The following is a 21,081-nucleotide window of genomic DNA, read 5'->3' on the forward strand; positions in this document are numbered from 1 at the left end:
CGCGGCACCGGAAAGGCCGCACACCCGGCCCGGCCCGGGACCGGGCTCACCCGGCGGTGCCTCCACCGGAGCCGACGGACCGCCCGGCACCGGAACGGGCGTCGGATGCCGTGGCCGCCGCACCGGCCGCCGCCCGGTCCCGCACATCGCAGAACTCCTTGAACCCCTGACTGGTCAGCCCGAGCGCCGAGTTCATCCGGGACCGCAGGTTCTCCACGGCAACCATGGCCGTGAGCTCGACGAACCCCGGCTCGCCCAGACTCTCCCTGAGGCGCCCCGCCAGTTCGTCCGTCACCTCGGGCGGCGTCGCGGACACCGCCTCCGCATACGCCATGACATCCCGCTCCAGCGGTGCGAAGAGGTCACTGTCCCGCCACTGCGGGACCGCACGCAGCTTCCCCGGGTCCATGCCGCGGCCGTGGCCGACCCAGTACCCGAAGTCCATGCACCAGGAGCAGCCGATCGCCGCCGCCGACGCCATCTCCGCGAGTACCTTGAGATCCTCGTCGAGCCGGTTCCACTTCCCCAGGGACTGCTCGAACCGGAGGTAGCTCCACAGCAGCCGCGGGTTGTGCGCCATGGCCTTGCCGGGATCGAGCACCTTGCCGTACGTGCGCCGCGAGTACCACTCCATGACGCGGAAGAAGAGGGTGCGGCGCGGACTGAGCGAAACGCGGGCCATGAGGTCCACCTCCTGGACGTGCCATCTGCTGTCACCGGTACGACGGACCGGGCCGCCGCGGATGTGACATCACGGGCGCGGCCCACGCGCGACCAGGCCGGAGCGCATACGCCGCCGGCCGCCCGCTCCGCCCGCCGCGCACGGGGTCCCACACCGCCGGGTCTCCGCTCCTTCGGCCCAGGAACCTCTGAACCGGAGCGCTGTCACCCGAGCAACACATAATGGAAGGTGACGCCGCCGTGTGGCCGCCGCGGGCGGACGGCGACGGCGCACAGGACGTTCATATGGACGAAGGCACGGACAGGGCTCGCGAGGGCGCTGTTCCGACCGATCAGGAGGCGCTGTGACCGGTTCCCGTTCCCTCAGCTCCGGGCTCCGCGCGCTGCGGCCCGCCGCCTTCGGCGCGGATCCGGCAGGTTCCCGGCTCGAGCGCATCCGCAGCTCGCCGAACTTCGCGGACGGCTCGTTCCGGAACCCCGTCGGGGCCCGCACACGCCCCTCCGCTTCCGCCCTGGAGCTGGCCCGCACCTACGTCGGCAGAGACGGACGGGCCCGCCGCGCGCCCCGCCGCCCGGTGCCCGTGCACGAAGGCACCGCCGCCGCCCTCGCGTCCCCGCCGGCCACGGGCCTGCGGCTGACGTGGATGGGCCACTCCAGCGTCCTCGCCGAGATCGACGGCACCCGGGTCCTCTTCGACCCGGTCTGGGGAGAGCGCTGCTCGCCCTTCTCCTTCATCGGGCCCAAGCGGCTGCACCCGGTCCCGCTTCCGCTGGCCGCGCTGGGCCCGGTCGACGTCGTGGTGATCTCCCACGACCACTACGACCACCTGGACCTGCCCACCATAAAGACGCTGGCCGGCACGGACACCCTCTTCGCCGTGCCGCTCGGGGTCGGCGCCCACCTGGAGCGGTGGGGGGTGCCCCGGGAGCGGCTGCGGGAGCTGGACTGGCAGGAGTCCACCAAGGTGGCGGGCGTGACGCTCACGGCCACACCCGCCCGCCACTTCTGCGGCCGCGGCCTGCGGAACCAGCAGAACGCCCTCTGGGCCTCCTGGACGGTCGTGAGCGACCGGCACCGCATCTTCCACAGCGGCGACACCGGCTACTTCCCCGGCTTCCAGGACATCGGCGCGGCACACGGACCCTTCGACGCCACGATGATCCAGATCGGGGCGTACAGCGACTTCTGGCCCGACATCCACATGACCCCCGAGGAGGGGATGCGGGCGCACCTCGACCTCCAGGGCGGCCGGCCCACCGGCGTCATGCTGCCGATCCACTGGGGCACCTTCAACCTCGCCCCCCACCCGTGGGCCGAGCCCGGTGAGGGCACCCTCGCGGCGGCGCGCGACGCGGGGGCGCGGGCGGCGCTGCCGCGGCCGGGCGAGCCGTTCGAGCCGACCGCCGCGGAGCTGCCGGCGGAGCCGTGGTGGCGGGCGGTGGCCAGGGCGCCGGAGGGGGGCTGGGCCGCGGTCGACGGTGCCGGGGCGAAGGGGCCGACGCCTACGGAGGGCACCGGTGAGCCGGAGACGGCACCCGCGGTGAGCTGATCCGGGGGTCCGGTCGGGCTCCGTCCCGACCGGGCTCGTGGTGGTGTGCGCGGTTTCCGGGCGCCGGAGCCGCGGGGCCCGGACGGCCCGGACCCGGGCGGACCCCGGGGTGCCCACCGGGGTGCGTCGTGGGCTCGCGGTGTCGTCGTGGGCTTGTCACGTAGTTCCTCGCTCCCCTTCGGGGAGCCCCGGGCCGTGGGCCGAGTCGGAGGGGGCTTCCGTGGGCCGTGATGTCTCTGTGGGCTGACGTGGTGGTCGTCGGGCTGGTGTGCGAGGGGTCATACCGGAGGAGGGCGTTATCCACCGGAGTTCGTGAACTGTCCGCCACGGGAGCGGCGCCTACAACTACCGTGTGTGTCCGCCGGATCGCGCAGGGTCGTAGTACGTGCCTGCCGACCGGTGCGGCGGCGCCGCACGCCCGCACTGCGCCGCACGAGCCTGATGCCCCTCCACCGCCGCCCGGCGGGGATCACCCACCGAAGGACTCCGATGGCGCACGTTCCCGTCCCTGCCCCCTCCGCCGACCACCGTGAGGGCGGCGGCAGGCACGGCAGACCCGGCCGGCGCGCCGGGCGGCCGTCCCTGACCATAGGCTCCAGACTGTTCGGGCTGGCCGTGCTGCCCGCCGCGGCCGTGGCGCTCGGCGCGGCCCTCGTCCTCACGTCGACCACCGGCACCACCGCCCGGACCGGCACCCCCTGGGCGGTGCTCGGCGGGGCCGCCGTGCTGACCCTGCTGGTCCTGGCCGGCGCCGGGCTGGCCGCCCACCGGGTTGCGGCGGGCCTGTCCGGCCGGATCGTGGCGCTCCGGCGCACCACCGCGCGCGGACAGGCCGAGCTGCACGACCTCGTCGAGGCGCTGCGGCGTGGCGCGGCGCCAGACGCCCCCACGGGGTCCGGCCCGGTGGCGCCCGAGGCGGCCCCGCACAGCGGCGCGGCCGACGAGCTGGGCCGGCTGGCGGCGGAACTGGACCGCGCGCACGACACCGCCGTCGCCGCCGTGCTGCGGGCCGCTCGGCACTCCACGGGGCCGTCCGGTGACGCGGGCGAGGGCGAGGGCGAGGCCGCGGGTGGCGCCCGCGGTGCGGACGCCGTGCGCGGCACGGTGCGGCGGAGCGCCGACGCGGCGCACCTGGCGCACACCGTCGCCGTCTCCGCCCACCTGGCCCGGCGGATGCAGGCGCTCGTGCACCGCGGCATCGCCGTCCTCGACGAGCTGGAGAGGGAGACCGAGGACCCCGACCTCCTCAAGAGCCTCTTCCAGGTGGACCACCTGGCCACGCGCCTGCGGCGGCACGCCGAGAACGTCGCCGTGCTCGGCGGCGCCGCGTCCCGCCGCCGCTGGACCCACCCGGTGCCCGTCACCGAGGTACTGCGCTCGGCGATGGCGGAGGTCGAGCAGTACCCGCGGGTCATGCTGGTGCCGCCGATGGACGGCTCGGTGCGCGGCCACGCCGTCGCCGACGTTGCGCACCTGCTCGCCGAACTCATCGAGAACGCCACGGTGTTCTCCGCCCCGGGGACCCCTGTGATGCTCCGCGTCTCCCCCGTCACCGCCGGTCTCGCCATCGAGGTGGAGGACCGCGGCCTCGGCATGCCCCCGCGCGAGCAGGCCAGGATGAACACACTGCTCACCGACCCGGCCGGCGCGGCCGCGACCCGTGTGCTGCATCACGGCAGGACCGGCCTGTACGTCGTCTCCCGGCTGGCCCGCAGACACGGCATCTCCGTCCGGCTGCAGAGCAACGTCTACGGCGGCGTCCAGGCCGTCCTCGTCCTCCCGCGTGCCCTCCTCGGCCCCGGGGCACCCCGGACGATCGAGCGGGGGAGCGCCCGGCGGCTCGCCGAGACGCCCGTGCCGGCCGGCCTCACGGCCGGTCCCACGCGGGCTCCGTCCGACCCGGTCGCGTACGCCGGCACGGGGCAGGACGCGCGGGACGGTGTGCGTCCCGCGGTGGTCGGTGGCGCGGGGCCGGGTGAGCTCCGCGCCGCGCACAGCGGTGTGCGTCCGGACGTGGACGGTGCTGTGCGACGTGATGTGGACGGTGGTGTGCGTCCGGACGTGGACGGTGCCGGTGATGTGGAGGTTCGGGGCGCCGCGGGTCCCCGGGCGCACCCCGCCGGGGTCCGGGACGGCACCGACGCGCCCGCGCACGCACGCCCCGGCGGGCCGGCCGACGATGTGGCGCGCGAGCACGCCACGGAGGAGACCACGGCGGTACCCGGCGTACCCATGGATGTCCCCCGCGCGGAGCAGCGCCCCCGCCTGCCCCGGCGTCCCGCACAGGAGCCCGTGACGCGGCAGCCGCACGGCGCGCCGCAGACCCGGCCGGGTGGCGAGCGGAGCACCCGACCCACTCCGGGGCTGATGGCCGCCTTCCGGCGCGGCACCGGCCTCGGCGCGGCGCAGCGGGCGACCGGCACGGGGCCCGGGCCGCGAACCGGCCCGCGGCCCGGAGGGGCCGGCACGCCGGGTGGGAGCTGACACGCCGCCCGCCCCTCACCCGGGCCGCCCACTCGTGCGCCGCGCACCGGAGCGCCGCCGTCCCTCCTCCCGTCCCTCCTCCCGGCCGCAGCCCCGTGCCCCGACCCGCCCACCCCGTCCCACCCGCTCCGCAGTTCCCCGTACGCAAGGAGTCCCACCGATGGCGAGCGATCCGCCGACCGACCGCACCCGGGTCCTTGAGCGGCTGCTCACCGGTCTGATCCGGCGTGTGCCGCACACCCGCAGCGCGGTGCTGCTTTCGTCCGACGGGCTGGTCAAGGCCGTGCACGGACTCGACACCGACCGTGCCGACCACCTCGCCGCGCTGGCCTCCGGGCTCTGCTGGCTCAGCCGCAGCGCGGGCAGCCGGCTCTGTGACGGCGGCGCGGTCCGCCAGGTCGTCGTGGAGCTCGACTCCGCGCTCCTCTGCGTCTCCACGGTGGACGCCGACACCTGCCTTGCCGTCCTGACCGGACCGGCCGCCGACGCCGCGGTGCTGGGATTCGAGATGGCGACGCTCGTCGGGACCGCAAGGCCGTACCTGGCGCCGCCGTTGCGGCGCCCAGCGGCCTGGCCGGCGGCGGTACGGCCGTGACCTCACCGGCGCCGCACGACACGCAGGACGCGCCGCACGACACGCAGGACGCGCCGCACGACACGCAGGACGCGCCGCACGACACGCAGGACGCGCCGCACGACACGCAGGACGCGCCGCACGACGCGCAGGACGCGCCGGGCGTCGCACTCCATCGCACACACCACCCCGTGTGCGCCGAAGCTGCCGGAAGGCATGGGGAGAGGCGGGAGGACAGGGCCCGGTGTGGTGACGGTTTCCTGTGCGGTGACGGGATCCGGAGCGGCGATGGGGTCCGGTGTGACGACGGCGTGCGGCGCGGCGACGGCGTCTGGCTCGACGCCGCCGCCGGGCGGATCGTCCGCCCCTACACCGTCAGCAACGGCCGCACCAGGCCGTCCACCGACCTCGGCCCGGTCGCCTCGGTGGCCGCCACCGGCAGCGCGCCGCCCGCCCGGCTCGGCCCGGAGCACCGGGAGGTGGTCCACCTGTGCGCCGTGCCCCACTCGGCGGCGGAGGTCGCGGGCCTGCTCCGGCTGCCCGTGGCCGTGGCCAAGGTGCTGATCGGCGACCTCGTCGACTGCGGGGCCCTCGCCGTGCGCGCCCCGGCCCGGCACGGCGACACGGACCGCGCCCTTCTGGAGGCCGTGCTCGCCGGTCTGCGCCGCACGCTCTGAGGCCGCCCGCGCCACCGCGCGGCGGAGGCCTCCGGAGAGACCTCCGGAGTCGCCCGCCCTGCCCGCGCAGGCCCGTTGGACCGGGGGAGCGCCCCCGACCCGCCCCGCCTCGTCCGCTCCTCGCCGTGCCGCCGTCGCGGGCCGATTGTCAGTGCCGTTGGCTACGGTTCGTGCCATGCCAGACGCCGACGACGTACGCCGTATCGCCCTCTCCCTGCCGGACACGGCGGAGAAGACCGCGTGGAGCATGCCCACCTTCCGGGTCGCCGGGAAGATGTTCGCCACCCTGCCCGAGGACGAGACGTCCATAGCGGTGCGCTGCCCCAAGGAGGAGCGGGACGAACTCGTCCTGGCCGAGCCGGAGAAGTTCTGGATCGCCTGTCACGAGGCGGGCTTCGCATGGGTCCGGGTGCGCCTCGCGGCGTTGGAGGACACCGCCGAGCTGCATGACATCCTCGCCGACTCCTGGCGCCAGGCGGCCACTCCCCGCCTGCTGGAGGCACACCCCCGGCTCGGGGTGCCGGGCGGCGGCTGACCGGGTTCGTCCCCGGGCGCTGTCGGTGCCGCATGGCATGATCACACATGCAGGTGCGAGCCGGGCGCGCGGCGGCCGTCGGCTCACAGGGGGAGGACACCGCAGAAGATGACAGGACACGGTACGGGGCATCCGCCCGCACCCGGCCCGGACACCCCGGCCCCGGGAGGCGACCGCGCCCACCCGGCCGAGGCCCCGGCCCGGGCGGAGGGCCGCCGGGCCGCCGGACGCTCCGGCACCCCCGGCGCCACCACCGGCGGGCAGCCGGCCGCCGGCGCCGTGCTGCCCACCAGCGGCGACGGAGCCATGACGAGCGGTTGCGGGCCGGTGGCGAGTGGTGCCGGGCTGCCGGCGACAGGTGGCGGGCCGGTGGCGGGCGGTAGGGGGCTGCCCGCGGACGGTGAGGGTCTGCTCGCGACAGGTGGCGGGCCGGTGGCGGGCGGTGGGGGGCTGCGCGCGGACGGTGCCGGCACCGGCGCCAGGCGGCTCTGGTCGCGCGACTTCGCGCTCTTCTTCACCGCCCGTGCCCTCGCCAAGCTCGGTGAGACGATGCTGCCGGTCGCCCTCGCGGCGGGCCTGCTGGAGCACGGGTACGGTGCGGGCGCGGTCGGCCTCGCCATGGCCTCCTCCGTGGCCTGCTTCGCCGGACTCGTCATCTTCGGTGGCGTCTTCGCCGACCGGTTCGGCACCCGCGGCCTGATGATCGGCGCCGACCTGGTCCGGCTGGTCAGCCAGTCCCTCGCGGCCGTCTTCTTCTTCACCGGGCACGTGGTCCTCTGGCAGATCTGCGCCATCGGCGCCGTCAACGGCGCGGCGTCCGCCGTCTTCCAGCCCGGGGTGGCCAGCACGGTGCCCCGTCTCGCCGCCGACGTCCAGGCGGCCAACGGCGCCATCCGCATCGCGGAGTCGTCCGCGCAGCTCGCGGGCCCGGCGCTCGCGGGCCTGCTGGTCGCGTTCGCGTCGCCGGGCGGCGTCTTCGCGGCCCACGCCGCCACCTACGGCCTCAGCGCCCTGTGCCTGCTGCTGCTCCGGCTGCCGCCCGCCCCCCACGGCACCGCGGGGCGCACCACCGGCTTCCGGGCCGATCTCGTGGAGGGCTGGCGCGAGTTCAGGTCCCGCACCTGGCTGTGGGGGGTCATCGCGATCTGGTGCGTCCTGATGATCGGGGCCTCGGGGCCGACGGTCCCGCTGGTCGCCACCGAGGTGGTCCAGGAGCACGGCCCGCGCGCCTACGGCCTGGTCAACTCCGCCCTCGGCGCGGGCACCGTGGTCGGCGGGCTGGCCGCGCTGCGCGCCCGGCCGCGCCGGATGCTGCGGGCCGGGGCGCTGGCCCTGTACCTCTTCGCGTTCTTCCCGGCCGTCGTGGGCGCGCAGTTCGGTGTCGCCGCGATGGCCGCCGGTGCCGCCGTCGCGGGCGCGGGCCAGTCGTTCTGGGCCGTGATGTGGGCGACCAGCGTCCAGACGCAGGTCTCGCCCGGCGTGCTCAACCGCATCCACGCCTACGACGTCGCAGGCTCCCTCGCGATGATGCCGGTGGGCCAGGCGCTCGCCGGCCCCGCCGCCGGCGCCTTCGGCACCGAACACGTCCTCCTCGCGGGGAGCGTGGTGACCCTCCTGGTCGCCACGGCCCTCCTCGCCGTCCCGGCGATACGCAACCTGCTCCGCGTCGACCAGTCCGTCTCCCGCTACGGACCCGGCCCGGCGGCAGCGGCGGAACACGGTGCGGGCGGCGGCTCCCACGCGGCGGGCGAGCCGGCCGCCGCCGCGGTGCCCGGCGGCGCGGGCGCCGCACGGGGCGCGGAGCCGGCCGGCACCGGTGCCGCGGCACCGGTCATACCGGTCATACCGGTCACACCCGAGAGCGGCCCAGGAAGCCGGTGATCCGCTCCCGCAGCGGCCCGGCGGTCAGGCCGTGGGTGGCGAGGTGCTCGTCGAACTCGCCGTACCGGCGCAGCTCCCGGCGCCCCACGCCAAGGCCCAGCACCCGGTGGGGCACATCGGCGAGCGCGTCGTTCACCGCGGCCGTGGAGGTGCCCGCCAGATACGGCTCCACGACCACCACATCGGTGCCCGTGGCCTCCGTGGCCCGGCGCACCGCCGCGGCGTCGAAGGGCCGTACGGTCGTGGCGTAGAACACGCTCACGTCGAGGCCCTCCGTGGCCGCGAGGACCTGGTCGAGCATCGGGCCGACGGCGATCACCACCCCCGCGCGGCCGGTGCGGACCGGCAGGAAGCGGCTGCCGTCGACGGCGCGCGCCGAGCCGTTCCGCTGCACCGACAGACGGACGTAGACCTTGTCGTCGCCCGCCGCCACCGCGTGCCGCAGCAGCGTCTCCGCCTCGTCGGGGTGGCCGGGCACATGCACCGTCCAGCCGTCCAACGTGTCCATCAGCGCCACGTCGCCCGGTGACATATGGGTGAAGCCGCCCGCGGGCCAGTCGAACGAGGCGGCAGCGCTGACCAGCACCCCGCCCAGCCCCTGGTGGCCGAAGTCCAGCTTCACCTGCTCGAAGGGCCGCTCCACCAGGAAGCTGGCGAAGCTGTGCATGACCGGACGCAGGCCCGCGAGCGCCAGGCCCGCGCCCGCGCCGATCAGGAGCTGTTCACGGATCCCGACGTTGATCACACGGTCGGGGTGCTTGCGCGCCGGGTCGGCGAAGGCGTCCCTGCCGATCTCGGCGAGCACGACGGCGACCCGGGGATCCTCGTCGAGGATCCGGGCCATGGTGGGGGCGAACCGGTCACGCATGGTGTCCATGTCGGGGGTGTCCTTTCGGGACGGTAACTGTGGGGCTGGGGCCGGTGGAGCCGGCGCGGCGCCCGGCGGGAGTGGCGGAGGGGGAGCGGCCGGGAGCGGTGGCACGGGCCGGAGGAAGGAGTGCACCAGCACGCGTCGGCCTGGCCTCAGCCGGTCTTCGGCTCGACCCGGGCGACGACCGCGTGGGGCCGCCCCGGGTGCGGGGCCGTGAAGGCCGCGTACAACGCCTCGTGGTCGCGCCCGTCCACCACCCGCGTCGACCACCCGGCCGCCGCGAAGCGCGCCGCGCTGCCGCCGCTGCTGCCGTAGGAGGCCGAGGAGTTGTCGATCAGGACGGTGTGCAGCTGCTCCAGGCCGGCGGGCCCCGCGAAGGCGATCGCCTCGTGGTTGCTGCCCTCGTCCAGCTCCGCGTCGCCCACGAGGACCCACACCCGCGGCTCGGCACGGCCCTGCGCCCGCAGGCCCAGCGTCGTGCCCACCGCGATCGGCAGCCCGTGCCCCAGCGAGCCGCTGGCGATCTCCACACCCGGCACCAGCACCCGGTCAGGATGGTGGCCCAGCGGGGAGTCGTACGAGCCGAAGCCGGGCAGCCAGCCGGCGGGCAGGAAGCCCTTGGCGGCGAGCACCGCGTAGTAGGCCATCGGTCCGTGGCCCTTGGAGAGCAGGAACCGGTCGCGGCCCGGGTCGTCGACGGTGCCGGGGGAGACCCGCAGCACCCGGTCGTAGAGCACCCACAGCGCGTCCAGTGTGGAGGTGGCCGCGGGGCCGTGCTTCTCGTCGCCCGTCATCAACCCCATCAGGGCCGGCAGGTCCTCGTACGCGTACGCGCCCTGCCGGTGCGTTGTCGTCGTCATACCGGGAGCGTGCAACCTCAACAGCACTTCAAGTCAAGCGATGACCGCGGAGCGTGGCGGGCGGTGCGGTGCGGCGGCCGCGGGGGGCGGTGACCGGGCGGGACGGTGGTCGCGGGGAGCGCCGGCCGAGGGTGCCGCGCACGGAAACGGATGCGCGACCACGGTCCGGAGTGAGGTATGGTTTCCATGCGCGTTCGGCCAGGGGAAGCCCAGGTCAGACGAGCAACGGGACGTGGCGCAGCTTGGTAGCGCACTTGACTGGGGGTCAAGGGGTCGCAGGTTCAAATCCTGTCGTCCCGACTTTTCGAGACATTCGAAAGTCGCAGATCAGGGGCCGTTTCGCAACGGCCCCTCGCTGTTTTCCCACGCCCCGGCGAGAGCGCGGAGTGGGAGCGTGCTCCTACCTCTTCCCTTGAGCGTTCGCTCCCTCTCGACCCCTTGCGCATTTGTTCGATTCCTTGTGCAGGTGTGTTCGTATCGGTGAGTGTCGCGGCGTCGCATCGGCGGGCGTCGCGGCCCCCTCTCGGCGGGCGTCGCGGCGTCGCTTCAGAAGCCGCGTGTGCGCTTCGCCGCGCGACGTGCCTGGGCGCCGGGGCCGCGGATCAGCATCCGGGAGGCCTCCGCCCCCAGATTCACCCCGATCGCGATGGCCATGGCCAGCGCCACGGCCTTCGTCAGCGACACGAGCCCCGCGTCCACATCGTTCTGGGCGAACCCCAGCAACCCGAAGTATGTGGAGGAGCCCGGCAGCAGGGGGCCGATCGCCGCCGTGACGTACGGCAGCGCGGACGCGAACCGGTACCGGGAGAAGAGCTGGCCGAACAGTCCCACGAGCCCGGCCGCGGCGGCCGTGGACGCCACGGGCGAGATGTGACCGGTGAAGTGCATCGCCCCGTAGACGACCCAGGCCACACCCCCGTTGAGCGTCACCATCAGCACGGTCGAACGTTCCTGCTGAAGCAGCACGGCGAAGGCCAGGGACAGCAGCATCGCGGCGAGTATCTGCCAGTACGGCCGTTCCACGTTCGGCAGCGCCGCGTCCGGATTGAGCTTGGCGTTCAGCCGCACCCCGAAGTAGAGGACGATCAGCACGCCCGTGACGATGCCGACGACGAAGTACACCACCTCCAGCAGACGGGCCGCGGCGGTGAGGTAGTAGCCGGTGAGCCCGTCCTGCACCCCCGCCACCAGCGCCCGCCCCGGCAACAGCGCGAACAGCCCACCGGTGATCACCGCGGAAGCGGGCACATGCGCGTGGAGGACGGTGAGCGTGACTCCGATCGCGGCAGGCGGCATCGCGGCCACCGTGAACTGGTAGAACTCCGGCAGCCCGCGTCCCGAGCAGAGCCAGGCCAGCCGGTCACCCAGCATCGCGCCCACCGCCGCGGCGATGAAGACCAGGAGGTCTCCCCCGACGAGCACCGAGGCCGAGCCCGCCAGCAGCCCGTTCGCCGCGGTCAGCGCCCACCCGGGAAAGGGGTGGCGGTTGCGGCGGATCTCGGCGAGCCGTCGGTAGGCCTCCTCCAGGGAGATGTCGTGCTCGTCCTCGCTGAGGTCGTCGACCAGCCGGAAGACGGCCGCCAGCCGCGTGTAGTCGGTGCCCCGGCGGCGTACCGTCCGCGAGGCCGTCACCGGGTCATGCACCAGGGACGGCTGGTAGGAGATGGACAGCAGCGTGAACGTGGCCGTCGGCTCACACCGGTCGAGCCCGTAACTGCGGCAGACGGCGAACATCGCCGCCTCCACGTCCTCGGCGCCCTCCCCGCCCGCCAGCAGCAGCTCCCCGATGCGCAGGGTGAGGTCGAGCACGCGCGGCACCGCGGGCCCCGACTCGTCCTCGTGCTTGGTCACCGGTTCCGGCGCGGGCCGTTCGGCCACCGGAAGGCGCAGCATCGTACGCATCCGGTCCTGCCAGGGCGCCTCCTTGGCCAGCCCGCTGATGACCGGGACACCCGTCGGCGGGGTGAACGCCGGCGGCGCGTGCCGCGCGCGGTACGTGCGCGGCGGGCTGAACGCGGAGCCCTCCTGCTCCTGGGGTGTGCCCAGGGCCGCGAGCCCCTGCGGCACCGCGAACTCCGACGTCGTGTGCGACTCGTCCTCGGGTACGGCGGAACCCGGGACCACGCCGGCCGGCTGGGCGAACGCGCTCCTCGCTTCGTCCGACTTCAGCTTGCGGTCGTCACTGTCACCCGACTCGATCACCTGCTCCGCCCCACTCCTGTTCCGTCTGTTCCTGTGTTTTCCGTCCGTTCGTCGAACGTCCCCCTGTCGTACGGCCGCGCCACCGCTCAGTATGCGCACGCCGAACCCCGCACGAGCGGCCCGTGACGAACGCCGACACCGCCCACGCGCGGTCGCCTGCGCGCGCACAAGGATGCGGTGGGTCACACGACCTGATGGCCAGGTCATGCGGCCCACCGCGCGGGATTCGGTACGGGGCCCACCGCGGCCGTCAGTGACCGCGTCGCGGGCCCCAGCCTATCGGCGGCGCCGTACTGCTCCCGCAGTGGCCGGGAGCCGTCCCGCTCCGTCTGCGGGTACCGTGGCCCAGGGCCGGCACTCGCGGAACGGAGGCCCATCACCGGATTCCGCGCCGCAGGGCGGCTCCGGGCCGCGGTGGGAGGGGCCGTCGCCCTGAGGATGCCCCGAGGTGCGGACCCGGCGATCGGCGCGCCCCGGGGCCGGTCCGGGCTCAGCGCAGAGCGCGGGCCAGCTGCCGTGCCGACACCGGGGTGCCGGCGCCGTTGTACAGCGCGTTCGTCACCAGGGCCCACGCCGCGCGGGGCCAGGTGCGGAAGGTGACCTCGCCACCGATGACGGTGGTCCGGCCGTCGCCGACGTCGAACGTCGCGACGTTGGCGGCACCGCTGAGCGCCTTGTCCCCTCGTGCGTACCCACTGACGAGCAGGTCGGTGTCACGCGGGTACGAGGCCGCCACGTCGCCGTCGCCGGTGAGCCGGAACGCCGGATCGTCGTTGTACCAGACCGGCCATGCCGGGGGCATTCCCCAGGCCGCCGGCGACGACGTCCGGAACGTCTGCTTCAACAGCGCGCCGGGCACCTCGAACTCGTCACCGCTCCTCGGTGCGACGTTCCGCACCGGCAGCGACAACGCGTCGGCCGCGGTCAACGCCGAGTTGCCCATCGCCAGCAGGTTGCCGCCCTGCCGGACGTACTCGTTCAGCTTCGCCGGGCCGTTCGGTACGCCGCGTGCCCAGCGGAACTCCTCGGGGTACCGCGCGGGATCGAGCCCCTTGGTGATCGAGTCGCGGGTGATCCCCGGCGGCAGCACGACGGTGTCGTACTGGTCGAGGTGCTGGTAGTCGTCGGCCTCGACGATGTCGTAGTCGATGCCGAACTGGTCGAACATCCACCACATCCAGCCGCCTTCCATGTTGTCGACACCGCGGACCAGCCCGATGTGGGTGGTGTCCCGCAGCCGGATCGCCGGCGTGGCCGGCACCCGGGGCGAGGCGTACACGCGCAGTCCGGTGGCGGCGGAGATGTTCTTCAGTACGGTGCGCGCCTTGTCGCTCGCCGGAGCGATCAGCGCGCCCGGCGGCAGCGTCGCGCCGCCGACCTTCAGCTCTTCGGTCGCGCGGAACATCGGCACATCCGCCTTCTCCAGCGCGGTGATCACCTTGCCGAGTCCGTACGACTCCGGGCTCAGCACATATGCGCCCCTCGCTCCGGGGGCCTCCGGCATCGGCGGCGCCGTCGGCTCGATGCCGCTGACCACCTCGGTGTCCGCGCCGAACGGGTCCTCGACCGAGTCGACGGTGACGCCCATCAGCAGACCGAGATTGTCGGTGGTCTCGCTGTACGGCATGATCAGCGGGCAGTCGGGGCACTTGCGGGCGGAGTCGGGGTACTCGTCGACGCGCAGCAGCTGGTCGACCCAGCGGCCCAGCGGCTGATCGGTCCGCAGGATCCAGGACCCCTTCGGGTACTCCTTGCCGCCGGCGCGGAACGCCGCCGTGGCCTGCTCGATGCGCACCTTCCCGAAGTCGAAGATGTGCAGCATGTCGTGGACGGCGTAGGGATCGCGTTGCCCGGCCGGCACGACGTACGCGTACGGGCCGCCGTCCCAGGTCTCACTGTGCGCGTTGACCAGGTACATGGTGTTGTACAGCCATTCCTGCGGGTGGCCCGCGACCGTGTCGAGGCCGGAGTACGCCGCCGTCTCCGCGTAGTCGACGATCTGCTCGGGGCTCCACGTCTTCTTGTCGTACGGCAGCGGCGAGCGCAGTGTCGGCGCCGACGCCTCCAGGATCTTGTCCGAGGTGAACGTCGACCAGAGGTCCTTGGCCGCGGCGATCTCGGTCAGCCAGGTGGTCGTGCCCTGGAACGTGCTGTAGCCCATCACGTCGGCGTTCCACATGATGCCGTAGGCGTCGTCCGTCTTCGCGCCCTTGTCCCCGGCGCCGACCAGGTCACGGTTCGCCTCCTGGCCGATGCTGTTCGCCGACGCGACCGTCAGCGGATCGAGCGTCGGTGACATCGGCTCGTCCCACGGCGGCGACCAGATCCGTGGGCTGGTCGTACCCGCACCGTGCATGTAGTGCTGGACGGCCGGGCGGTACTCCTGCTCCAGCCTGACCCGGATCTGCGACTCCTTCTGGGTGAACATGAACCAGTCGCGGTTGTCGTCGTGGCCCACGTACTTCTGGTACAGGTCGGGGAAGACCCGATCGAAGTCGGTCCCGGCGGTGGCGTTGTAGTAGTTCACGACCCGGTCGTGCCCGTCGGGGTTCTGGGACGGCACCATCACGATCACCGCGTTGTCCAGCACCCGGTTCACGAAGTCCGAGTCCTCGGTGGCGAGCCGGTGCACGACGTCCATCAGCGCCTGCGTGTTCCCGACCTCGGTTGAGTGGATGCCGGCCTCGATGTAGTAGACCGGCACGCTGGTCGTGGCGAGTTCGCGCGCGTACCGGTCGCGGTCCTCTCCGGCTCTCCTGGCTTCCCTGGTCATCCGGGCCGGGTCGGCGAGCCGGGCGTTGACGTCCAGGATCTCGTCCAGCCGGTTCAGATTCCTTGCGGAGCTGATGCGTACGATCGGGAAGTCGTTGCCCTCGGTGGTCTTGCCCACCACCTCGTAGTCGACCTCGGCGGACTCGTCCGCGATCAGCCGGAGGTACTTCTTGATGTCGGGGAACTCCGCCAGTCTGCCCTCGGTCCCCATCGGGAAGCCGAAGAAGTCCTCCGGTGTCGGTATGTCGTCCGCGGCGGCGGAAGCGGCCCGGCTGAGTGGCGAGGCGGGGCTGATGGGGTGGGAGACGGGAATCGCACCGATCAACAGCCCCGCGGCGACGATCGCTGCCGCCTTGATAGCGTGAGCTCTCACGGGTTCGTCCTTTCGCTCCGGGGAAGCGCGCAGAGGGCTCGGGTTGGGCGGCACCCGTTGCGGGCGTCAACGAATCGGCCGACCGGAACCGCGAATACAAGACGTGGACACCTGACCCGTTGGCAATCCGGCCATTCGTCCACCGTCGGCGCCGTGCCCGGGGAGCCAGCCTCCGACGTTTGTCCGGGTGACGTCCGCGCAGTCGGGTGCGGGAGGGCGGCCGGGTGCGGGAGGGCAGGAAGGCTTCCAACGCCGTCACCGTCCCGGTCCGCGTCCCTCAGGCGGCAGCCAAGCGTCGCGTCAGGCCCGAGCGGCCGCACACCGCGGTGCCCCCGCATGACAAGCTGTGCTTCCCACTGCCCGAACCCAGGAGGTCACCATGACCGCAGCGTCTCCATCGCAGGAAGGTTCGGAGTCGGCTGACGCCGAGCGTCCTGCCCTGGCACCCGACGAGGACGGTCAATACGATCTGAAGGCCAAGTTCCGTCAGGCCCTGGCGCGAAAGCGCAGCATGCAGGCGGAGGCCGCGGCCCTCGCCGCGAACACCGACGCGGCGAAGATCCGCGGCACGCACGGCCCGGCTGCGAGCCGGCATTCGTTCCGACGCAAGAGCGGCGGCTGAGTCCAACCGCCCTTCGGGCCCTCTCTGCAGGACACCGCGCACCCCCATGGCGGTCGCGCGGTGTCCTGCCGGAGGCAGCGGCGACCACCTCCTCCGGTTCCTCGCCTCCCCGCCCAGCGCTCCGTCTGCGGTACCCCCCTCGGCGTGGCGGCGGATGAACGCGAGGGGGCTTTCTCCCGCGCCTCGTGGCCCGACCGGCCGCATGGACGTACCTCAGGTCGCCCTTCTGGCCTCGCCCCGGGGACTGGAGGAGGTTTCACGCCGGTGAAACTTTCCGCCGACGGGGCCATCACCGCAGCCACACGGCCTCTCACTGGTCTCGACCATTGAGATTTCCGTACAGCCCTTTACGTCGGAAGTCGATTCATGCGTCACTGATGACGCGTCCACGACAACCGTCGCGCCGCCGCACCGTGCATCACCGCCCAGCACGCCCATGTACCCACCCCGTTGACGTGTTCAGGAGGAAGCGGTGCGCTCACGCCGGCGGTTGCTGCGGGCAGTTGCGGACGCCTGCCGACGACACTCCCCTGACAGCACCTGAGGCGTGCGGGGGAGTGCCCGGACCGACGAGCATCCTGCCGCCTCGGAACGTCGGTGGGATCGCCGGCCCTGCTCGCTACACGAGTAGAACAGGGGCTGCCGAGCAGCCCGCACCACTGCCCCGCTCACCCCCCACGCCAGGAGGAATGCCTTGTTCTCCCGAAGCCGCAATGCCAGGACCGCGAAGCGGGACCTGCTGGCGGTCGGCACTCTCGTCGCGAGCGTCACGCTGAGCGTGACCATGACGGCGGGCACGGCCACCGCCCAGTCCAACCCGCCCGGCAGCACCCTTCCGCTCGGCGCCGGGTACATGGGTGTCGGGTACCTCCAGGACAACAAGGACTTCACGTCGGACACCAGACAGCCCGGACTGAGCGCCCCCGGTGTGGTGAGCCCCGATTTCGCCCCGAACCCACCGCCGGGTATCGACGTCTCGCACTACCAGGGGACCATCAACTGGGCGTCGGTCAAGGCGGCCGGCATCCAGTTCGCCTACATCAAGGCCACCGAGGGCACCACGTACAAGGACCCCACCTTCAGCGCCAACTATCTGAACGCCTACAACGCCAAGGTGATCAGGGGCGCGTACCACTACGCGCAGCCCGGCTCCTCCAGCGGCGCGACCCAGGCGAACTACTTCGCCGGCAACGGCGGTGCCTGGTCGGCGGACAACCTGACGCTGCCCGGGATGCTGGACCTCGAAGGCGGCTGCTACGGCCTGTCGACCTCGGCGATGCAGTCATGGATCCTCGACTTCTACACCACGTACAAGGCGAGGACCGGCCGCGACGTCGTCATCTACACCAGTGCGAGCTGGTGGAACTCGTGCACCGGCGGCTGGAGCGGCATGTCCGCCAGGAGCCCGCTCAACGCGGCGAGCTGGACCTCGGCGGCCGACCCCACCATACCGACGGGCTTCCCGTTCGCGACGATCTGGCAGTACACCGACGCCGGATCGGTGAGCGGCGTCTCGGGTGCGGTGGACCGCGACCGGTTCAACGGCGACAGCTCCCGTCTGCTGGCCCTCGCCAACAACACCCCGTGACGGACGCCTGAACCCCTCGGGCCACCCAGGGTGACGCGGGGGACGAGGGGCGCGGGTTCGCATCCTGTTGTCCGACGGCGGGGAAGGATCCCGCAGGCCCGGAGCCTGCGGGGTCCTCTCGCCGTGTGCGCCGGGCGTGACGCCGCGCGCCGGGGTGCCTCTGGCGTGGGCCGGCTGCCGGCCGGCGGTGGGTTGCGCGCGGAGTTCGCCCCACCCTGGTGGGGGTGGTCGGGTCCGCTGCGGACCGGATGGCCCGTGCGCCGTTCCGTCAGTTACCCGGTCCGGCCGTCGGAAGTGCCGGACAGGGTGGCGGGGCCCGCCTGGAGGGCGACCATCGCCACGTCGTCGTCGAGCCGCATCTCGCCTCCCACATGGGCGGTGAGACCCGCCAGGACGTGGGCGAGCAGTTCGTCCGGCGTCGAGCCCGACCAGTCGGCGACACACGCGTCCAGGTCGTAGAAGCGGCCTTCCGGATCGCGGGCCTCGTACGTGCCGTCCGTGTACAGCAGCAGGGTGGTCCCGGTGGTGAAGGGGAAGGAGTCCACGATGTGGTCCTCCGCGCGGATGCTGCCCAGGCCGAGCGGGGGAGCCGGTCGCCGCGGCGCCAGCAGGCCCGCCCCGTCCCGGTTGATGAGGTACGGCGCCGGATGCCCGCAGTTGACCATCCGGACCTCGCCCGCGCCGTCCGGGACCTCGAGCACCACCGCCGTGATGAAGCGCTCGATGGCGTCCGGATCGGCCAGAGCGCTCTCCTCGAAGTGGCTCCGTACGCAGTTCTCCATGTAGCCCACGAGTTCCGGCAGGGACATGATGCTGTGGGTGGCCCCCCGGAACGCGCCCAGCAGGGCCGCCGCGTCCTCGACGGCCGGCAGCCCCTTGCCCTTCACGTCCCCGAGCAGCACGCGCGCGCCGTTCCCCGTCCGCGCCGCAGCGTACAGGTCGCCGCCGATCATGGCGTGCGGATGGGAGGCGTGGTACGCCGATCTGATCAGCAGGGAGCCGATCCGCGGCGGCAGCGGGCGGAGCAGGATGCGCTGCATCGTCTCGGAGACGGCGCGCACCTCCGTCAGCTCGCGCACATTGCGCTCGCGCACGTTCCGGAAGCCGATGACGAACGCCGACACGAGGATGATCGCCACCAGGTGCACCGCGAAGATGGAGGTGTCGAGCAGGCCGTCGTAGGCGTCCAGGGCGAGGGCGGCACCGCAGGACAGCGCGGCGATGCCGGCGGTGAGCCGGGGGCCGGCCAGCGCGGCGGCCGTCGCCGGGACGGCCACCATCAGGGAGCCCAGGTGCTGCGACGTCGGCAGCAGGAACCCGACGACCAGGATCACCGCGATCATCGTGAGCGCCACGGCCAGCGGCCCGTAACGCTCGGTCATCAGCTTGCGCCAGGGGATTCCGTCCTGCGGCGGCCCGGCGGTGGGGCGGGCGGCCGTCCGCCCGTCCGCAGGAGTGATGCGGCGCAGCAGCCGCCGTGCGCTCACCGGCGTCCTCAGCCCACGGCGGCGCGCCCGGCCCGGGCCTCGAGGACGGCGCCGGTGATGTACCCGGAGCGGGGCGAGGCGAGGAAGACCACGGCCTCGGCGATCCCGTCCGGCTCCGCGGGCCGGCCCAAGGCGGTGCCGGCCGCGAGCGCCAGCAGGCCCTCCTCGCCCATCAGGCCGGTGCCCGGGGTGGGCACGGGGCCGGGGGACACCGCGTTGGCGCGCACCCCCCGCCCACCGGACTCGGCCGCCCATGCCCGGGTGAGGAGTTCCAGCGCCGCTTTGGAGGCGCCGTAGACGCCGGCCATCCTGACCGGAGTGGACGCCCCCATCGTGCTCAGACTGACGATGGAGCCCCCGCCCCGTGCGGCCATGCCCGGCGCCAGGGCCCCCACCAGCAGCATGGGCGCACGGGCGTTGACGGCCATGTGCGTGTCGAACATCTCGGCGGTGGAGTCCTGGGCGGTTGCGAACCGGTAGATGCCGGCGTTGTCGACCAGGATGTCGACGTCGCCCCCCTCGGACGCCAGCCGCCGCACGTCGTCGGGGTCGGCGAGGTCCGCCGCGGCGAACCGGGCCCGCGCGCCGTCGTCCGTGAGCTCGCCCACCACTTCGGCGCCGCGCTCGGGGCTCCGGCCGTGCACGACGACCTGTGCGCCCAGCGCGGCCGGCTTCCGGGCGACGGCGCGACCGATACCCGCGGCGGCACCGGTGAACAGGGCCGAGGAATCCGAGAGTTCCGCGGTCATGAAGGGCTCCCTCGTGTCGTGGAACCGTGTTGTCCCGCCCGGCACCGGCGGCCGGGGCCCGAGGCGGGGTGTGGCAGGGCGGTGGCCGCGCCGGCCTGGCTGCGGGCGTGGTGACGGCGGCTGCGGGGGTGCCCCGGCGGTCCGGGGACGGCCCGGCGGTCCGGCGCGGACGCGCCTCGGGCGGGCGGCGACGCCCTCGGACGGCCCCGGACACAGGGGGCGTCCGAGAGCGAGCGCGGGGACCGATCCCGGGGAGGGCGCGCCGTCCGTCCCGGCCGACGCGAGTCCCGAGCCGCGCCGGGCCGGGCGCGCATCCGTCCCGGCCACCGCTCCCGGGCACCGCCGTACCGCTCCGGGGCACCGCCGGCCGCCCCCGCACCGCTACGCCGCCTGCCGCAGGGCCTCGTCGGCGATCTTCTTGTCCAGGGCGGCCCGCACCAGCGCGGAGGCGAAGGCGGCATGGTGCCCGTCCTCGTCGAGCCGGGACAGCGCCTCGGGCTTGTCGGGCAGGCCCAGGCGGCGCGCACCCTGGAGCGCCTTGCTGTCCAGGTAGGGCGCCGCCTCCGGCCAGACGTCCTGCACCTCGCGCAGGAAGATGTCCGCACCGGTCGGGCCCACGCCCGGCACCCGTTGGATCAGTTGGCGCAGCTCGCCCACGTCGCCGTGCGCGTCGGCGCGCAGCCGGCGCAGGTCGCCGCCCCAGGCGTCCAGCACCAGCCGGGCGCCCTCGCCCAACTGCGTCGCCGTTCGCTCGTCGTAACGCCGGTAACCGCCCTTGCCCAGCGCGTCCACCCGCTGCTGCCAGGTGGCGTCGGCCATTTTGTGTGCGTCGCGCAGCCCCGCGTCGTACAGCGCCCGTGCGGTCGCCACCGCCACCGAGCCCCGGATCCGGGCGCTGAGCAGGGTGGCCAGCACAAGGGTGCGGTACAGGGGCTGCGGCTTGTTCTCCAGGCGGATGCCGGCCTCCTCGGCGAACGTGCGGCCCCCCGTGGCGAGGAGTTCCCGGACCACTTTCTTCTGGGCAGGCATGCCGCGCACCTCCTCGGCTCACGTGGTTCACGTCCCCCGCGGACCCGGGCGCCCCGGCCCGGCGTCCCGCGCGCCGAGTGCCCGGCCGGCCCCGGCGGAAACCCCGCCCGGCGCGCCGCCCGGCCGGTCCCCTTCCCGCCGTCCCC

Annotated in this window: 16 protein-coding genes, 1 tRNA gene and 1 pseudogene; 9 read left to right on the plus strand and 9 right to left on the minus strand. The window is 73.8% G+C overall.

Going from position 1 to position 21,081, the window contains the following annotated elements:
- Positions 1-46: 46 nt before the first annotated feature.
- Entirely contained in the window at positions 47-682 is a 636-nt protein-coding gene (locus ACSMXW_RS32710) for a carboxymuconolactone decarboxylase family protein (RefSeq protein ID WP_485801690.1), read from the minus strand.
- A 343-nt stretch (positions 683-1,025) separates the two neighbouring features.
- On the opposite strand from ACSMXW_RS32710, the gene ACSMXW_RS32715 reads away from it, so the two are divergent.
- From ACSMXW_RS32715 to ACSMXW_RS32725, 3 genes are all read left to right on the plus strand, one after another.
- Positions 1,026-2,231 (plus strand): MBL fold metallo-hydrolase, encoded by a 1,206-nt coding sequence (locus tag ACSMXW_RS32715; RefSeq protein ID WP_485801691.1) that lies wholly within the window; start codon positions 1,026-1,028, stop codon positions 2,229-2,231.
- Positions 2,232-2,720: 489 nt separating this feature from the next.
- Positions 2,721-4,715: a sensor histidine kinase gene (locus tag ACSMXW_RS32720; RefSeq protein ID WP_485801692.1), complete on the plus strand. Its 1,995-nt coding sequence runs from the start codon at positions 2,721-2,723 to the stop codon at positions 4,713-4,715.
- Between the two features lie 160 nt (positions 4,716-4,875).
- On the plus strand, positions 4,876-5,310 hold the full coding sequence (locus tag ACSMXW_RS32725; RefSeq protein WP_485801693.1) for a roadblock/LC7 domain-containing protein: 435 nt from the start codon (positions 4,876-4,878) through the stop codon (positions 5,308-5,310).
- A gap of 2 nt (positions 5,311-5,312) precedes the next feature.
- Here the strand turns inward: ACSMXW_RS32725 and ACSMXW_RS32730 are convergent, their stop codons facing one another.
- Complete coding sequence (locus ACSMXW_RS32730) at positions 5,313-5,507, minus strand: hypothetical protein (RefSeq protein ID WP_485801695.1); 195 nt, start codon at positions 5,505-5,507, stop codon at positions 5,313-5,315.
- 93 nt (positions 5,508-5,600) lie between these two features.
- Here ACSMXW_RS32730 and ACSMXW_RS32735 point away from each other — a divergent pair, with 93 nt between their 5' ends.
- The 3 genes and pseudogenes from ACSMXW_RS32735 to ACSMXW_RS32745 all read left to right on the plus strand — a co-directional run.
- Complete coding sequence (locus ACSMXW_RS32735; RefSeq protein ID WP_485801696.1) at positions 5,601-5,966, plus strand: DUF742 domain-containing protein; 366 nt, start codon at positions 5,601-5,603, stop codon at positions 5,964-5,966.
- A 175-nt stretch (positions 5,967-6,141) separates the two neighbouring features.
- On the plus strand, positions 6,142-6,501 hold the full coding sequence (locus tag ACSMXW_RS32740; protein ID WP_485801698.1) for an MmcQ/YjbR family DNA-binding protein: 360 nt from the start codon (positions 6,142-6,144) through the stop codon (positions 6,499-6,501).
- A gap of 450 nt (positions 6,502-6,951) precedes the next feature.
- Positions 6,952-8,208 (plus strand): annotated as a pseudogene (locus ACSMXW_RS32745) (MFS transporter); the annotation flags it as partial.
- Between the two features lie 142 nt (positions 8,209-8,350).
- On the opposite strand, the gene ACSMXW_RS32750 reads toward ACSMXW_RS32745, so the two are convergent.
- On the minus strand, positions 8,351-9,259 hold the full coding sequence (locus tag ACSMXW_RS32750; RefSeq protein WP_485801700.1) for a transketolase family protein: 909 nt from the start codon (positions 9,257-9,259) through the stop codon (positions 8,351-8,353).
- Positions 9,260-9,405: 146 nt separating this feature from the next.
- Positions 9,406-10,113, minus strand: coding sequence for a transketolase (locus ACSMXW_RS32755; RefSeq protein WP_485801702.1), 708 nt, complete (start codon positions 10,111-10,113; stop codon positions 9,406-9,408).
- A gap of 226 nt (positions 10,114-10,339) precedes the next feature.
- Between ACSMXW_RS32755 and ACSMXW_RS32760 the strand changes: the two genes are divergently transcribed.
- Positions 10,340-10,413: transfer RNA gene (locus tag ACSMXW_RS32760), tRNA-Pro, on the plus strand.
- A gap of 246 nt (positions 10,414-10,659) precedes the next feature.
- Here the strand turns inward: ACSMXW_RS32760 and ACSMXW_RS32765 are convergent.
- Positions 10,660-12,522: a threonine/serine exporter family protein gene (locus ACSMXW_RS32765; RefSeq protein WP_485801704.1), complete on the minus strand. Its 1,863-nt coding sequence runs from the start codon at positions 12,520-12,522 to the stop codon at positions 10,660-10,662.
- Positions 12,523-12,805: 283 nt separating this feature from the next.
- A complete protein-coding gene (locus ACSMXW_RS32770) occupies positions 12,806-15,460 on the minus strand; it encodes a M14 family zinc carboxypeptidase (RefSeq protein WP_485801706.1) in 2,655 nt (884 codons plus the stop codon).
- A 379-nt stretch (positions 15,461-15,839) separates the two neighbouring features.
- Here ACSMXW_RS32770 and ACSMXW_RS32775 point away from each other — a divergent pair, with 379 nt between their 5' ends.
- Together ACSMXW_RS32775 and ACSMXW_RS32780 are read left to right on the plus strand one after the other, a co-directional pair.
- Entirely contained in the window at positions 15,840-16,082 is a 243-nt protein-coding gene (locus tag ACSMXW_RS32775; protein ID WP_485801708.1) for a DUF5302 domain-containing protein, read from the plus strand.
- Positions 16,083-16,776: 694 nt separating this feature from the next.
- A complete protein-coding gene (locus tag ACSMXW_RS32780) occupies positions 16,777-17,670 on the plus strand; it encodes a GH25 family lysozyme (RefSeq protein WP_485801710.1) in 894 nt (297 codons plus the stop codon).
- A gap of 272 nt (positions 17,671-17,942) precedes the next feature.
- On the opposite strand, the gene ACSMXW_RS32785 is transcribed toward ACSMXW_RS32780, so the two are convergent.
- The 3 genes from ACSMXW_RS32785 to ACSMXW_RS32795 all read right to left on the minus strand — a co-directional run bounded on the left by ACSMXW_RS32785 (position 17,943) and on the right by ACSMXW_RS32795 (position 20,935).
- The gene (locus ACSMXW_RS32785) at positions 17,943-19,157 is read right to left on the minus strand and encodes a PP2C family protein-serine/threonine phosphatase (RefSeq protein ID WP_485801712.1); all 1,215 of its coding nucleotides are present in this window, start codon (positions 19,155-19,157) and stop codon (positions 17,943-17,945) included.
- A gap of 8 nt (positions 19,158-19,165) precedes the next feature.
- Complete coding sequence (locus ACSMXW_RS32790; protein ID WP_485801714.1) at positions 19,166-19,906, minus strand: SDR family NAD(P)-dependent oxidoreductase; 741 nt, start codon at positions 19,904-19,906, stop codon at positions 19,166-19,168.
- Positions 19,907-20,287: 381 nt separating this feature from the next.
- A complete protein-coding gene (locus tag ACSMXW_RS32795; RefSeq protein WP_485801716.1) occupies positions 20,288-20,935 on the minus strand; it encodes an HhH-GDP family DNA glycosylase in 648 nt (215 codons plus the stop codon).
- Between the last annotated feature and the right edge of the window lie 146 nt (positions 20,936-21,081).

Source organism: Streptomyces sp. DSM 116793 (genome assembly GCF_057320905.1).